Origin of the sequence: Streptomyces lavendulae subsp. lavendulae, from assembly GCF_002803845.1 — a bacterium.
In the GTDB taxonomy this organism is placed as follows: domain Bacteria; phylum Actinomycetota; class Actinomycetes; order Streptomycetales; family Streptomycetaceae; genus Streptomyces; species Streptomyces lavendulae.
Genome location: NZ_CP024985.1, coordinates 6,112,577 through 6,126,373 on the forward strand (window position 1 = coordinate 6,112,577; position 13,797 = coordinate 6,126,373).

The following is a 13,797-nucleotide window of genomic DNA, read 5'->3' on the forward strand; positions in this document are numbered from 1 at the left end:
GGGGCCCTTGCCGCCTATTCAGGAGATTCAAAATGGCTAACGGTACCGTGAAGTGGTTCAACTCGGAAAAGGGCTTCGGCTTCATCGAGCAGGACGGTGGCGGCCCGGACGTCTTCGCCCACTACTCGAACATCGCCACCCAGGGCTTCCGTGAGCTGACCGAGGGTCAGCGCGTGACCTTCGACGTCACGCAGGGCCAGAAGGGCCCCCAGGCGGAGAACATCCTCCCCGCCTAATTTTCTCAGCATGCCGGGGTCCGCGCCGCGAGGTGCGGGCCCCGGCTTGTCTGCTGTCTCGACCCGCACTGCCGGTTTCAGGAGGGCTTTTTCCGCATGACCAGCTCCAGCTCCGCACGACCCAGCCGCCGCCCCACCCGGGGCCGAGGTGCGGCCCAGGGACGTCCGAAGGCTGGCGCGGGACGGCAGAAGTCCGCCCCCGTTGCCCGGCCGCAAGAATTCACCATGCCCGAACCGCTGACCCCGGCCCTCCCGCCGGTGGCCGCGTTCGAGGACATGGACATGCCCGAGGCGCTGCTGAAGACCCTCGCCGCCCAGGGCGTGACCGAGCCGTTCCCCATCCAGGCCGCCACGCTGCCGAACTCCCTCGTCGGCCGTGACCTGCTCGGCCGCGGCCGCACCGGCTCCGGCAAGACGCTGGCCTTCGGCCTGGCCCTGCTCGCCCGCACCTCCGGCCGCCGCGCGCAGCCGAAGGCGCCGCTCGCGCTGGTCCTCGTACCGACCCGTGAGCTGGCGCAGCAGGTCACCGACGCCCTGGCCCCCTACGCCACGGCCGTCAACCTGCGCATCGCCACCGTCGTCGGCGGCATGTCGATCAACCGGCAGTCCGGCGCCCTGCGCCGCGGCGCCGAGGTGCTCGTCGCCACCCCCGGCCGCCTGAAGGACCTCATCGACCGCGGTGACGCCGACCTCTCCCAGGTCGCCGTCACCGTCCTCGACGAGGCCGACCAGATGACCGACATGGGCTTCATGCCGCAGGTCACCGCCCTGCTCAAGCAGGTCCAGCCCGGCGGCCAGACCATGCTGTTCTCGGCGACCCTCGACAAGAACATCGACAAGCTCGTCAAGATGTTCCTCACCGACCCGGTCGCCTTCTCCGTCGACCCGTCCGCCGGTGCGGTCAGCACGATGGAGCACCACGTCCTGTACGTCATGGACGAGACCGACAAGAAGGCCGTGGCCACGCGCATAGCCGCTCGCGACGGCCGGGTGATCATGTTCGTCGACACCAAGCGCGGCGTGGACCGCATGGTCAAGAAGCTGCTGGCCGACGGCGTCCGCGCCTCCGGCCTGCACGGCGGGCGCTCGCAGCCGCAGCGCAACCGCACCCTCGACTGGTTCAAGACCGGCGAGGTCACCGCACTGGTCGCCACCAACGTGGCCGCGCGCGGCATCCACATCGACGACCTCGACCTCGTCGTCAACGTGGACCCGCCCACCGACCACAAGGACTACCTGCACCGCGGCGGCCGCACCGCCCGCGCCGGCGAGTCCGGCAGCGTGGTCACCCTGGTCCTGCCCGACCAGAAGCGCGACATGACCCGCCTGATGTCGGACGCCGGGATCACCCCGCGCACCGCGCAGATCAAGTCCTCCGACGAGGAGCTGTCCCGCCTGACCGGCGCCCGGGAGCCCTCGGGCATCCCGGTGGTGCTGGAGGTGCCGGTCGCGACCCCGCCGAAGCAGCGCTCCGGCTCCGGCTCGGGCTCCGCGCGCCGCCGCTCGGGCGGCCCGCGCACCGGCTCCGCCACGGGCGGCGCCCCGGCGTCCGGCGGCCGCGGCCGCCGCACCGGTTCCGGCGCGTCCGGACAGGCCTCCTCCGCCGCCGGTTCCGACCGGTCCCGCCGCGGCCAGGGCGGTCAGGGCTCCGGCTCGGCCGCCGGTTCCGCCGGCCAGGGCCGCCGTTCCTCCGGCGGCGCCTCCTCCGGCGGCGCTGCCGCGGCCTCCGCGCGCAGCCGCGTCGGCACCGGTGGCCAGGGCCGCCGCCGGGCGGTCTGACCCGAAGCGACACGAGAAGGAGCCGGGCGGTGCGTCGCGCACCGCCCGGCTCCTTCGCGTCGTCCGGGCCGGTCGTCCGGGCCGTACCGGTGACGGGCCGCTAGCGGACCATCTTGGCCTGGAGCTTCGCCAGCGTCCGCAGGTCCAGGCCCAGGCCGTCCGTCAGGTAGCCGTAGAAGTCGCCGTAGTCCGCCCGGAGCTGAGCGGTCGCCGCGTCCAGGTAGTCCTGGCGGACCTCCTGGAGCGGGATCAGCAGGTCCGGGTTCTGCATCCGGCCCGACTGCTTCAGGGCCGCCCGGACCTGGGCGTCGTAGGCTCCCCGGAAGGTGTTCGAGGCCAGGTAGTCACTGCCGGCCGTCGCCTCCGGCACGCCCAGCGCGCGCAGCAGCACGTAGCTCATCCAGCCCGTGCGGTCCTTGCCGGACGTGCAGTGGTACAGGATCGGCCCCTGGCCGGAGTCCGCGATCTCCCGGAGCGTCGCCGCGAACTGCGCCCGGTTCTCGGGGCTGCTCACGAAGGTGCGGTAGATGTCCCGCATGTAGGCCTCGGCCCGGCCGCCGCCCAGCATCTGTTCCTGCTTGACGGGATCGCCGCTGCCGATCGCGCCGACCAGGGTGGCGTACAGGCCCAGGTCGCTGACCGGGCGGGAGGTGGCGGAGAGCCCGGACGGCAGCCGATCGGCGCCGTCGTACTGGACCTCCATGGGGATGCGGAAGTCGACGGCCCTGGTGAGGCCCAGACCCGCGACGGCGGTGATGTCCGCCGGGGTCAGCTTGCTCAGCGCGTCGGAGCGGTAGACCAGCCCTTGGCGGACCTGGCCGCCGGTGTACGTGCGGTAGCCGCCGACGTCACGGACGTTGACGGCGCCCTGGAGGGGTATCCGGCGGATCGCCGTGGTCTCCTGCCGGAGGGGGTGGAGGGCAGCGGCCCCCGCTCCGGGTGCCGCGACGGCGGGCGCGGCGGCGGGAAGGGTGACGACGGCGGTGAGTGCGGCGGCGGCCGCCGTCGACGCCAGACGGATTCGGGCACGGCTCATGGGGACGACTCCTGTGGAGGAGAAGGGGGATCACCCTGCCGGTGGCAGGGCGCGGAGCGTGTGCAGTACCGCGTGTGCCTCGGCCATGACGCGGCCGACGAGCTCCGCACAGGACGGCAGATCCTCGATCACCCCCGCGACCTGGCCGGATGCCATGACACCGAGGTCCGTACGGCCCTCGACCATGGACGCCTTGAGGAGCATGGGGGTGTTGGCGGCGAGCAGGACCTGGCTCCAGGACAGGTCCTTGCCGTGCTTCATGGCCAGCCCGTCGCGCACCATCCGCGACCAAGACAGGCCCGACAGCTTCCGGAAGCCCGCCGCGTGCCGCACGGCCCGCGCCAGCGCCCTCGTGCGCCCGGCCCGTTCCAGCGCGTCGACCAGCTCGGTGCGCAGCATCCGGTGCGGGAGCCCGTCCACGGCGGTGGTGACGGTGACGTCCTTGACGGTCGCCTTCAGGTACTCCGCCTTGACGGCGTCCGGGACGGTCGAGTCGGAGGTCAGCAGGAACCGGGTGCCCATGGCGACGCCCGCCGCCCCGTACGCGAGGGCCGCCACCAGGCCGCGGCCGTCGTGGAAGCCGCCCGCCGCGACCACCGGGACGTCCACGGCGTCGACCACCTGCGGCAGCAGCACCGTCGTGGCCACGTCCCCGGTGTGCCCGCCGCCCTCCCCGCCCTGCACGATCACCGCGTCCGCGCCCCACGCCACGACCTTCTCGGCGTGCCGGCGCGCCCCGATGGAGGGGATCACCACCACGCCCGCGTCCTTGAGGCGGGCGATCAGCTCCTTCGACGGGGCCAGCGCGAAGGAGGCCACCCGCACGCCCTCGTCGATGATCAGCTGCGCGCGCTCGGCCGCGTCCCCGGCGTCCGCGCGCAGGTTGACCCCGAAGGGGGCGTCCGTACGGGACTTGACCTCGTGGACGGCCGCCCGCAGCTGCTCCAGGGTCATCGTCGCCGACGCCAGGATGCCGAGGGCCCCCGCGTTCGCCGCACCCGACACCAGCCGCGGGCCGGCCACCCAGCCCATGCCGGTCTGGACGAGCGGGTGGCGGACGCCGACCAGCTTGGTGAACGCCGTCTCCAGGGCGGGCACGTCGGCCCCGCCGGTGCCTTCGCCCATGTCAGACCCGCACTTCCCGGTCGCGCAGCCCCTTGGGGTCGATGACCTCGCGGATCAGCCGCAGCTCCCGCTCCGTCGGTTCCCGGGTGTACGGGACCTCGTCGGCCACCGCCAGCTCGAAGCCGGTCGCCTCCCTGACCCGGTCGAGGGTGACCCCCGGGTGGAGGGAGGCCAGGCGCATCGTGTGGCCGGGGCCGGAGAAGTCGAAGACGCCGAGGTCGCTGACCACCCGGGGCAGCCGGTGGAAACGAGTGACCCCGGCGGCCTCGGCACGGTCGTAGCCGACGCCGCTGACCATGTCGACGCGCTCGACGAAGACCCGCGGGGAGTGCCGGGGGACCCAGTAGCTCACCGGGTTGTTCAGGGTGTTCACCGGAGCCCCGCGCACCCCCAGCAGCTGGCGGGAGGGCCGCTCCCAGCCGCCGATGCAGGAGATGTTCTGGTTCCCGTACCGGTCGATCTGGCTGGCGCCCATCATCACGTGCCGCCGCCCGCCGGTGACCATCGTCAGGTGCCTGCGGTACGGGAGCCAGCCCTCGGGCGTGCCGTCCAGACCGACCAGCATCGCCTCGCCGTCGGTGAGCAGCAGGTCGGGGGAGAAGGTGCGCTTGGCGAGCCGGGCCCCGAAGGAGGGGACCAGGCCCATGGGGCTGGCGAGCACCTCCCCGTTGTCGCGCCAGGCCTCGGCGCAGGCGACCACGCAGTATTCCGAACGGCTGATCGGGCTGGTCACTGCTGCTCCTCGTGCCAGGTGCGGACGGCGGTCTGGTAGTCGTGCTCGCCCGCCCCGGACAGGAAGCGGGCGGCGAACTCGGGCCAGGGGGTGGTGGCGTAGAGCTTCTGGAAGGCCTCGTCGCGGTCGTAGTCGGGGACGCAGGAGGTGAAGTGCGCGCCGTTCGGGCTCTCCACGACCCCGGTGACGGAGTGCCGGCTGACCAGGAGGGACTGCGGGGGGCCGGACTTGGTGAGCTCGGCGCTCTCCACGATCTGTTCGCAGGACAGGTACGCGGTGTCGGCGGCCTCGCAGAACAGGTCGTCGAAGTAGGGGTCCGGGCCGAGGTACTGGCCGTTGCCCAGGCGGTCGGCGCGGTTGAGGTGGACCAGCGCCGCGTCCATCCGCAGGGCGGGGACGGCGACGAACTCCTCGCCGTCGGCGTAGGGGGAGGTGACGGTGCGCAGCTCCGGGTTGACCCGCATCACGTCGGAGCCCAGGCCGGCCCGGACGGGCAGGAAGGGGAGCCGGTTCGCGGCGGCGTGCAGGCCCCACATGAACATGGCCTCGTCGTACTCGGTGAGGGCGAACGCGCCGCTCTCGCGGGCGGCCCGGAAGTGCGGCTCCAGCGGGATCGAGTCCAGGGTGGCGAAGGGGGCGACGAGCCTGCGGATACGGCCCGCGGCGGCGAGGAGGCCGACGTCGGGGCCGCCGTACGAGATCACGGTCAGATCGGTGATCTCGGACCGGAGCAGCGCTCTGACCAGGGCCATCGGCTTGCGCCGCGAGCCCCAGCCGCCGATGCCCAGGGTCATGCCGCTGCGCAGCCGGCCGACCACCTCGTCGGGGGTCATGGTCTTGTCGGTCACGGGGTGCTCCCGTCCTTTCCGGAGGCGTCTTTCCCGAAGGTGTCGCGGACCCGGTCGGCGACCCCGCTGAGGTTGGCCTCGAAGGTGAAGCCCTGCTCGAAGCGGTAGCTGCGCCGGACGTCGACGGGGTCGATGCCGTTGATGGCGGCCTTGGCCAGCCGGATCAGGTAGCCGTCCTTCCGGGCGATCTCGGCGGCCAGTTCCAGGGCGGCGGCCCGCAGCTCCGCGGGCGGGACCACCTTCCAGACCGAGCCGTGCGCGTGCAGTTCGGCGGCGGTGGCGGTGCGCGAGGTGTAGTAGAGGGCGCGCATCAGGTGCTGCGGGACGAGCCGGGCGAGGTGGGTGGCCGCGCCGAGGGCGCCGCGGTCGAGCTCCGGCAGGCCGAAGACGGCGTCCTCGGAGGCGACGATCGCGTCGGCGTTGCCGACCAGGCCGATCCCGCCGCCCAGGCAGAACCCGTTCACGGCCGCGACGACCGGCACCTCGCACTCGTAGACGGCGGCAAAGGCCTCGTAGCAGCCGCGGTTGGCGCCGATGAGGGCGCCGTGCCCGGTGTCGCGCTGCACCTCCTTGATGTCGACGCCCGCGTTGAAGCCGCGGCCCTCGGCGGCCAGCACCACGCAGCGGACCTCGGGGTCGCGGCCGGCGGCGCGCAGCGCGTCGGCGAGGTCGTACCAGCCCTTCACGGGAAGGGCGTTGACGGGCGGGAAGTTGACCGTGACGAGCGATATGCCCTTGCCGGGGCCGGAGGTGGAGACACCCATGAGCGGATCAGCTACCTTTCCACCAAACATTTGTTAGGTGAGGAAGGTAGCAGCCGATGGAGCTCAAGGGGAGGGTCGTCGTCGTCACCGGCGGAACCAGGGGCGTCGGCGCGGGCATCGCGCGGGCATTCCTCGCGGCGGGCGCGCAGGTGGTGGTCTGCGCCCGCAGACCACCGGCGGAACCGGTCGCGGCGGGCGGGCGGGAGGCCGTCTTCACCGCCGTCGACCTGCGCGATCCCGGCGCCGTGGCGGAGTTCTTCGCCGGGGTCGCCGACCGCCACGGGCGGCTCGACTGCCTGGTGAACAACGCCGGCGGCACCCCGTACCGGCTCCTCGGCGAGGGCGGCGCCGAGCGGCACGCCCGCGTCCTGGAGCTGAACCTGATCGCCCCGATGACCGCCTCGCTCGCCGCCCACCCGTGGCTGCGGGCCTCGCGGGGCTCGGTCCTGATGATCGGCAGCGTCAGCGGCACCCGCCCCTCGCCCGGCACCGCCGCCTACGGGGCCGCCAAGGCGGGGCTGGAGAACCTGGCCCGCTCCATGGCCGTCGAGTGGGCGCCCGAGGTGCGGGTCAACTCCCTGGTCCTGGGCATGGTGCGGACCGAGCTCGCCCACCTGCACTACGGCGACGAGGCGGGCGTCGCGGCGGTCGGCGCGACCGTCCCCCTGGGGCGGCTCGCCGAGCCCTCGGACGTGGGGGAGGCCGCGGTGTTCCTCGCCTCCGACCGGGCGGGATACGTCAGCGGGGCGAGCCTGCTGGTGCACGGCGGCGGGGAGCGCCCGGCGTTCTTGGATGCGGCAACTGTCAACAAGGAGAACTGAGATGACGCGTACGACGGGCACGGCGGGGATGGCGGGCAGGGCGGATGCGGCGGGTCCCGCGGGCATGGCGGACGGACGGGTGGTCGTCGTGACGGGCGCGGGCCGCGGCCTGGGCCGGGCGCACGCCCTGGCCTTCGCGGCCGAGGGTGCCCGGGTCGTCGTCAACGACCTCGGCGTCGGGCTCGACGGGCAGCCCGGCCCCGACAGCCCGGCCGCCCTGGTGGCCGAGGAGATCAGGACGGCGGGCGGCGAGGCCGTGGCCCACGGCGGGGACATCGCCACCGGCGCGGGCGCGGCCTCCCTGGTGGAGTGCGCGGTCTCCGCCTTCGGCCGCCTGGACACCCTGGTCAACAACGCCGGGTTCCTGCGCGACCGGATGCTCGTCAACCTCGACGAGGACGACTGGGACGCCGTGATGCGGGTCCACCTCAAGGGCCACTTCCTGCCGCTGAAGCACGCCGCCGCCTGGTGGCGCGCCGAGGCGAAGGCGGGCCGCCGGGTCTCCGCCCGGGTGGTCAACACCTCCTCGGGCGCGGGCCTGCTCGGCTCGGTCGGCCAGGGCAACTACAGCGCCGCCAAGGCCGGGATCCTCGGCCTGACCCTGGTCGCCGCCGCCGAGATGGGCCGCTACGGGGTCCAGGTCAACGCCATCGCCCCGGCGGCCCGGACCCGGATGACGGAGCAGACCTTCGCCGGGACCATGGCGGCCCCGGCGGAAGGCGCCTTCGACGCGATGGCCCCGGAGAACGTCTCCCCGCTGGTGGTCTGGCTCGGCTCGGACGCCTCGGCCGGGGTCACGGGCCGCGTCTTCGAGGCGGAGGGCGGCCGCATCACGGTCATGGAGGGCTGGCGCCCCGGCCCCACCGCCGACCGGGCCGCCCGCCGGACCCCGGCCGAGGCGGGCGAGGCCGCCCTGAAGCTCCTCGCGGCGTCGGAACCCCCGGGGGCGGTGTACGGGGCGCGGTAGCCGACGGGACGGCCGGGCCGCGCCGCCGCGCGGCCCGGGTCGGCTCAGCGGGGCCCGGCGTCCGCCTCCGCCTCCGCCCGCCGCAGTGCGGCCTTGAGCGCCACGTCGAGGGCCTGCTCCGCCGGGACCTCGACGTCGGGAACCACCCCGACGCCCTCCCAGTTGGTGCCGGTGACGGTGCTGATCGCGCGGCTCGTCGGCACGGTCACGAGGACGTGCTCGGCCACCGGGTGCCGCTCCGTCGGATGGGCGCCGCCCCGCGTCGTCCCGCCGACGACGGTGGCCCGTCCGTGCGCCTGGAGGGTGTACGCCACGTCCTCGCCCCCGGAGAACGTGGCCGCGCTCGTCAGCACGTACACCGGGCGGCCCGCGTAGCGCGGCGCGGGCAGGTGCGCGGTCGTCCAGAACTGGCGGGTCGCATCGGTGCGCCGGTCGTAGATGTCGTTCAGGTGGACCTGATCGTCGGGGAAGAAGTAGCTGCACCACATCGCCGCCCCCTCGGCCGACCCGCCGCTGCACGCCCGCAGGTCCAGGACGAGCGCGGAGCTGTGCGCGACCAGCTGCATCGCCGCTCCGATCATGGCCGCGCCCTCGGCGGCGGTCGTGATGCGCCGGAGGTCGATGAGCCCGACGTTCCCCTCCAGGTGCTCGACGCGCGCGATCCCGTGGTTCTCCGTCCGGAGCAGCGCGAGGAAGGCGGCCTGCCCGCCGTCGTCGTCCGCCGGTTCCAGCGACTGCGGAACGTCCGTCCACAGCAGCCGCAGGTGCCTGTCCGGACAGGCCTCCTGGAGGTGCGCCGTCACCGTCTCGCACAGCTCCGGGCCGTCCAGCCCCTCGTACGCACCCGCCGCGAGCCGGCTGCGGATCGCGGTCGCGATGAGCGCGGCCTTCTCCGGGAAGACGTAGCCCGCGCTGATCCGGTCCAGAGCCAGCTCGATCATTCGTTCGTTGGTGGACATGGTGCGCCATGCTAGGGGCCGACCGGCCCTGGAGCAGCGGGATTTACGGCACGGGCCGACCGGGTCAGGTACGGAACCAGCGGCGTTTGGAGCCGGCCGGGTCCGGCCCGCGCCCGGTCTCAGAGAACGAGGTTGTGGTCTCGGGCAGGTTGCTGGGGTGGAACGCGCCGGACGAGGCGATCTCGTCCAGATCCGCCGTACGTTGTTTCAGGCCTGCGACCAGGTGCTGTCTGTGGTTGACTCGGCCGGTTTCCGCGAGGAGCCGCGTCAGGAGGATCAGTTCCCCGGCCGGAGCCCACCGGCCCGCCGCGTTGAGGACCTCAGGTGCCCAAGAGGTGAACACCATGACCGGTTCGACACCGGGGTCGACGGATACGGGAACCTTGGGCCTGGTGAGTTCGAGGAGGTCCTTGGCCCTGCGCTGCGTACTGATGGCGTGGCTCAACCGGTTCGGTTCGAGGGGGCGGCCGATCGTCGTGAACGCGTCGTACAGCTCCGGCAGGGCAGCGACCGGCAGGTCCCGCGCCGCGAGGCTGAGCAGGCCGTCCGCCTGTTCGTCCTCCCCCTCGTCGCGGAACGCGGCCACCGCGCGCGCGATCGCCTCGGGGCCGTCCGTCCAGGGGGTCGCGGTACCCCGCCACACATCGATCTCGGCCGAGGTCTCCCGCAGGGCCTGCCCGGCGCGCTCCGCGTCGGACCTCTGGAGCCGGAGCAGGGCCTCGTGCTGGCGCACCAGGTCCTCCAGCTCCTCGATCCGGAGCGTGACGCCCTCCAGTTCCTCCTCCAGGTCCCGCACCTGCTCGGGGGTTCCCGACGGCTGGTCGAAGACGTCGGCGAGGCCCCCTTCGAGCCGTTCCCGGTGCTCCCGCTCCCGGGCGATCTCCTCGCGGAGCCCGGCCAGCTCCTGCGCCGTCCGCACGCGCTCCTCCTCCAGCGCGATCCGCAGGGCCTGCTCCTTGTACTCCCGCGCGAACAGCGGCCCCTTGGTCTGGGCGGCCGCGTACAGACGGTTCCACCCCTCCCGGACCCGCTCGGGATCCGCGGCCCCGCGCTCGGCCAGCAGCCGGTGCAGGGCCGGCAGCAACGGCGGCTGCGGCAGGTTCGCACCGCTCAGGAAGCGGGAGAGCCGGGTCGCGTCCACGGCGGCTTCGGGCTCGTTCTTCTTGAGCCACGTCACGATCTCCGTGGAGGACATTCCCAGGTCCTCGCGCAGATCGCGCAGGTGCTGCGCGAACGCCGCCTCCTCGGGATTGAGCCCCTTCAGGGAACCCAACCTCTGCAACGACTGCGCCCCGTGCGGGCTCGAAGGCTGCTCTGACATGCACTTTCCCCTCTTGCGAGGCGCGCAACTTGCGCGCCGTCGCGCAATACGGGCTTGCGGCGTCGCCAACACGGCGCCAGGAACGTTCTCTTGTCCCAACGGCCCGCCAACGGGCCCGAGGACAAGGAGAACCACCTCATGTCGCGCACCCTAGCCACTGCGAACACCCGGCCGCGCCCGTTCCTGGAGATCCGGATCGGGGGACTCCACCTGACCGTCGACCGCGTCCCGTACCGCCTGCTCACCCTCGTCACCACCCTCGGCGGAGCCTTCGCCGGGGGCGTCTGGTACCCGCGCTAGACGATCAATTCCCAGGGGTGTCTCGTGGCGGAGCGTCACAGCTGTGTGCGCGGTCGCTGTCATGGTGTGCAGGGGGCCGGGTCATCCCGCTGCGATGAGCTCAGCCGACGGCAGGGAGCCGGCGGGCGAAGCGGCGGACGGCATCGGTGAAGGCATCCGGGTCGTCGAAGTTCGCGAGGTGCCGTGCCCGCGGGATCAATTCGACGCGAGCGTGCGGATGCGCGCGGGCGAAGTCCGCCTCCCCGGCGCGGAAGACGGGGTCCCTCTCGCCGTTCAGGATGAGGACCGGAACCTTCACATGACGCATCGCATCCGCGTCGAAGCGTCCGAGTACTTCGGCCCAGGCTGCCGGCAAGGTGTGGAAGGCGTAGCCGGAACGGATGGTCGCCTCCACCACCTCCTGTGGGTAGAGCCGCCGCAGGAACCGGTCGTTCCACCGGGCCAGGCGATCCGCCGGCAGACGAGGGACCAGCCTGGCGACCCACCGATAGGGCGTTGCCCACAACCCGCGGGTGGAAGCACTGGCGCCCGCGAGGACCATCCCGCGCAGTCGTTCCGGACAGCACCGCGCGAACTCCAGGGAGGCATATCCGCCGAGCGAGTGCCCGACGACCAGAGCCGGCCCGCGATCGAGCGAGTCCACCGCGGAAGCGATGATCTCCGTCGCGGCGCTCAGGCTCCAGGGCTGGGTCGAGCGCTTCCCATGGCCGGGCAGGTCAATGGCGACCACCGGGAACTCTTCCCGGAGCGCGGCGAGCTGCATGCTCCACTGTCCCGCGCTGAAGCGCGTCCCGTGAACGAAGACTATGGGCACTGCATCCGCTGCTGTCATCGGTCTCCCCAGGTGGCACCGTCCTCAAGGCGACTCTACCGGCGGGATTGTCGTCACGATCAAGTGCCAGGGGACGAAGTCGACTTGAAGCCGGCCGCTCTCGACGCCCCGCGCACCGGCGGGACGAGGTGAACAGGGGCAGTGGGTTAAGATCACGCATGGCGCGATGGAAGTCAGCGCCTGTGCAGCACCGCGCGGAGGATCCGGGTCTGCCGTGCCTTCGCCGCCGATCCGGCCGCGCGTGCGAGCACTGCTCCGCCGGGTGCGCCCGCTCTGAGGATCTCCAGAGCGCATTCTTCCGACAGCGCGCCACCGGCCGGTGCCGTTCCGCACTGCCCGTACGAGCCCCGCCGATCCGCCGTCGACCGGTGCGCAGGCTCCCTGCTGGAGACAATGTGAAAATCCTCCCCGAGATTTCTCGTACGCTGAGCGAATACCTCCTCATCCCGGGCCTGACCACGGAAGACTGCACACCGGACAACGTGGATCTCGGGGCGCCGCTGGTGCGCCACCGGGTCGGCGAGGAGCCGGGGATCCGGGTCGCCACCCCCATGGTGAGCGCCATCATGCAGGCAGTGTCGTCCCCGACGCTGGCGGTGGCGCTGGCGCAGGTCGGCGGGCTGTCGTTCATCCACCAGAACCAGCGGATCGAGGACCAGGCCGCGGACGTGCTGGCGGTGAAGCGGCACAAGGCCGGCTTCCGGACCAGCGAGATCACCGTGGCGCCGCAGACACCGCTCGGTGAGGTCGCCCGGCAGCTGTCCGAGGCCGAACAGGGCGTCGCGGTGGTCACGCGGCGCGGGGACGCGGACGGCGAGTTCCTGGGGATCATCAGCCTCGACGACTTCCATCTGGAGCGCCACGGGGACTCCGAGACCGCAGGCAACCGGATGCGGGACCGCGCCGGCCTGGTCACCGCGCCGGCCTCGGTCTCCCTGTCCGAGGCGAACGAGCTGATCTGGCAGCACCACCTCGACGTCCTGCCGGTGCTCGACGACGGCCGGGTCGTCTCCCTGGTCCTCAAGAAGGACTACCAGGCCCACAAGACGTACCACCGCGCGACGGTCGACGGCGGAAAGCGGCTGCGCGTGGGCGCCGGCATCAACTCCCGTGACTTCAAGGACCGCATCCCCGCCCTCACGGAGGCAGGCGCGGACGTGCTCTGTCTCGACTCCTCCGACGGCTACTCCGTCTACCAGGCGAGGACCCTCGAATTCGCCCGGGAGACCTACGGGGACGACGTCTTCGTCGGCGCGGGCAACGTCGTCGACGGCAGGGCCTTCCGCTACCTGGCCGATGCGGGCGCGGCGTTCGTGAAGGTCGGCATCGGCGGCGGCGCCATCTGCACCACCCGGGCGCAGAAGGGCATCGGCCGCGGACAGGCCTCCGCGCTGCTCGACGTGGTCCAGGCGCGCGACGCCTACGCCCAGGAGACCGGCGTGTACGTGCCGCTGTGCTGCGACGGCGGCCTGCTCAACGACTCGCACATGGCGATGGCGCTGGCGATGGGGGCGGACTTCATCATGCTCGGCCGCTACTTCGCCCGGCTCGACGAGAGCCCGACGCGGAAGCTGCAGATCGGCAGCCAGTGGTACAAGGAGTACTGGGGCGAGGGCTCGCGGCGCGCGCAGAACGCGGCCCGGTACGGCCAGCGCGGCACCATGGTCTTCGAAGAAGGCGTCGACGGCTACGTCCCCTACGCCGGCAGCCTGTACGACAACGTCGAGCGGACCCGGACGAAGCTCATCTCGACGATGATCAGCTGCGGGTCGACCAGCCTGCCGGACTTCCACCGCGACGCGGTGCTCGTGCCGGTGTCCGCGGAATCGTTCAAGCAGACGGGCGCCGAGGTGCAGCTGCGCCAGCCCGCCATCGATTCCGGAGAGTGATCCGGCCGGCCCGGTCGCGGGTTCTGGACATCTGAGCCGCCCGTCGCCCCGTCCCCGCACCGCGGGGGCGGGGCGACCGCGCTGATGGCCGCCGTCCACGCGCGTTGCGGACTCGCGGCTTCCGGCCAGGGGGCCGCGGCCGGGCCCGGCCCCCGGCCGCTTGTCCGGTACGCGCCCCTACCGAACC

The 13,797-nt window shown here is 72.7% G+C and carries 14 protein-coding genes; 6 read left to right on the forward strand and 8 right to left on the reverse strand.

Going from position 1 to position 13,797, the window contains the following annotated elements; genetic code table 11:
* Positions 1 to 32 precede the first annotated feature (32 nt).
* Together SLAV_RS27255 and SLAV_RS27260 are read left to right on the forward strand one after the other, a co-directional pair.
* A complete protein-coding gene (locus SLAV_RS27255; protein ID WP_007263537.1) occupies positions 33 to 236 on the forward strand; it encodes a cold-shock protein in 204 nt (67 codons plus the stop codon).
* Positions 237 to 332: 96 nt separating this feature from the next.
* Positions 333 to 2,015, forward strand: a complete 1,683-nt coding sequence (locus tag SLAV_RS27260) for a DEAD/DEAH box helicase (protein ID WP_030228259.1) — start codon at positions 333 to 335, stop codon at positions 2,013 to 2,015.
* A 100-nt stretch (positions 2,016 to 2,115) separates the two neighbouring features.
* Here SLAV_RS27260 and SLAV_RS27265 read toward each other — a convergent pair whose 3' ends face one another.
* The 5 genes from SLAV_RS27265 to SLAV_RS27285 are packed head-to-tail and all read right to left on the reverse strand — an operon-like array spanning position 2,116 to position 6,521.
* Positions 2,116 to 3,051 carry a tyrosine-protein phosphatase gene (locus SLAV_RS27265; protein WP_030228262.1) on the reverse strand — a complete coding sequence of 312 codons (936 nt, stop codon included), beginning with the start codon at positions 3,049 to 3,051 and terminating at the stop codon, positions 2,116 to 2,118.
* Between the two features lie 30 nt (positions 3,052 to 3,081).
* A complete protein-coding gene (locus SLAV_RS27270; RefSeq protein ID WP_030228264.1) occupies positions 3,082 to 4,140 on the reverse strand; it encodes an NAD(P)H-dependent flavin oxidoreductase in 1,059 nt (352 codons plus the stop codon).
* A gap of 37 nt (positions 4,141 to 4,177) precedes the next feature.
* Positions 4,178 to 4,909, reverse strand: coding sequence for a CoA-transferase subunit beta (locus SLAV_RS27275; protein WP_030228267.1), 732 nt, complete (start codon positions 4,907 to 4,909; stop codon positions 4,178 to 4,180).
* On the reverse strand, positions 4,906 to 5,757 hold the full coding sequence (locus SLAV_RS27280; RefSeq protein ID WP_030228269.1) for a CoA transferase subunit A: 852 nt from the start codon (positions 5,755 to 5,757) through the stop codon (positions 4,906 to 4,908). The genes SLAV_RS27275 and SLAV_RS27280 overlap by 4 nt, the downstream gene beginning before the upstream one ends.
* On the reverse strand, positions 5,754 to 6,521 hold the full coding sequence (locus SLAV_RS27285; RefSeq protein WP_030228271.1) for an enoyl-CoA hydratase family protein: 768 nt from the start codon (positions 6,519 to 6,521) through the stop codon (positions 5,754 to 5,756). The genes SLAV_RS27280 and SLAV_RS27285 overlap by 4 nt, the downstream gene beginning before the upstream one ends.
* A 56-nt stretch (positions 6,522 to 6,577) precedes the next feature.
* Between SLAV_RS27285 and SLAV_RS27290 the strand changes: the two genes are divergently transcribed.
* Both SLAV_RS27290 and SLAV_RS27295 read left to right on the forward strand, forming a co-directional pair.
* Complete coding sequence (locus tag SLAV_RS27290; RefSeq protein WP_030228273.1) at positions 6,578 to 7,342, forward strand: SDR family oxidoreductase; 765 nt, start codon at positions 6,578 to 6,580, stop codon at positions 7,340 to 7,342.
* Positions 7,343 to 7,370: 28 nt separating this feature from the next.
* A complete protein-coding gene (locus SLAV_RS27295) occupies positions 7,371 to 8,309 on the forward strand; it encodes an SDR family oxidoreductase (RefSeq protein ID WP_037686815.1) in 939 nt (312 codons plus the stop codon).
* 44 nt (positions 8,310 to 8,353) lie between these two features.
* Here the strand turns inward: SLAV_RS27295 and SLAV_RS27300 are convergent, their stop codons facing one another.
* Positions 8,354 to 9,268, reverse strand: coding sequence for a S41 family peptidase (locus SLAV_RS27300; RefSeq protein ID WP_030228278.1), 915 nt, complete (start codon positions 9,266 to 9,268; stop codon positions 8,354 to 8,356).
* Positions 9,269 to 9,332: 64 nt separating this feature from the next.
* Complete coding sequence (locus SLAV_RS27305; RefSeq protein WP_158740601.1) at positions 9,333 to 10,589, reverse strand: hypothetical protein; 1,257 nt, start codon at positions 10,587 to 10,589, stop codon at positions 9,333 to 9,335.
* A gap of 138 nt (positions 10,590 to 10,727) precedes the next feature.
* On the opposite strand from SLAV_RS27305, the gene SLAV_RS27310 reads away from it, so the two are divergent.
* A complete protein-coding gene (locus SLAV_RS27310) occupies positions 10,728 to 10,889 on the forward strand; it encodes a hypothetical protein (RefSeq protein WP_158740603.1) in 162 nt (53 codons plus the stop codon).
* A gap of 100 nt (positions 10,890 to 10,989) precedes the next feature.
* Here the strand turns inward: SLAV_RS27310 and SLAV_RS27315 are convergent, their stop codons facing one another.
* Positions 10,990 to 11,721, reverse strand: coding sequence for an alpha/beta fold hydrolase (locus tag SLAV_RS27315; protein WP_030228287.1), 732 nt, complete (start codon positions 11,719 to 11,721; stop codon positions 10,990 to 10,992).
* A gap of 395 nt (positions 11,722 to 12,116) precedes the next feature.
* Between SLAV_RS27315 and SLAV_RS27320 the strand changes: the two genes are divergently transcribed.
* The gene (locus SLAV_RS27320) at positions 12,117 to 13,610 is read left to right on the forward strand and encodes an IMP dehydrogenase (RefSeq protein ID WP_030228294.1); all 1,494 of its coding nucleotides are present in this window, start codon (positions 12,117 to 12,119) and stop codon (positions 13,608 to 13,610) included.
* Positions 13,611 to 13,797: the final 187 nt, after the last annotated feature.

Bases quoted from the DNA above. Each gene is read 5' to 3' on its own strand.
- SLAV_RS27285 (WP_030228271.1), bottom strand. From the start codon at position 6,521: ATGGGTGTCTCCACCTCCGGCCCCGGCAAGGGCATATCGCTCGTCACG.
- SLAV_RS27255 (WP_007263537.1), top strand. From the start codon at position 33: ATGGCTAACGGTACCGTGAAGTGGTTCAACTCGGAAAAGGGCTTCGGC.
- SLAV_RS27290 (WP_030228273.1), top strand. From the start codon at position 6,578: ATGGAGCTCAAGGGGAGGGTCGTCGTCGTCACCGGCGGAACCAGGGGC.
- SLAV_RS27265 (WP_030228262.1), bottom strand. From the start codon at position 3,051: ATGAGCCGTGCCCGAATCCGTCTGGCGTCGACGGCGGCCGCCGCCGCA.
- SLAV_RS27305 (WP_158740601.1), bottom strand. From the start codon at position 10,589: ATGTCAGAGCAGCCTTCGAGCCCGCACGGGGCGCAGTCGTTGCAGAGG.
- SLAV_RS27315 (WP_030228287.1), bottom strand. From the start codon at position 11,721: ATGACAGCAGCGGATGCAGTGCCCATAGTCTTCGTTCACGGGACGCGC.
- SLAV_RS27260 (WP_030228259.1), top strand. From the start codon at position 333: ATGACCAGCTCCAGCTCCGCACGACCCAGCCGCCGCCCCACCCGGGGC.
- SLAV_RS27300 (WP_030228278.1), bottom strand. From the start codon at position 9,268: ATGTCCACCAACGAACGAATGATCGAGCTGGCTCTGGACCGGATCAGC.
- SLAV_RS27295 (WP_037686815.1), top strand. From the start codon at position 7,371: ATGGCGGGCAGGGCGGATGCGGCGGGTCCCGCGGGCATGGCGGACGGA.
- SLAV_RS27310 (WP_158740603.1), top strand. From the start codon at position 10,728: ATGTCGCGCACCCTAGCCACTGCGAACACCCGGCCGCGCCCGTTCCTG.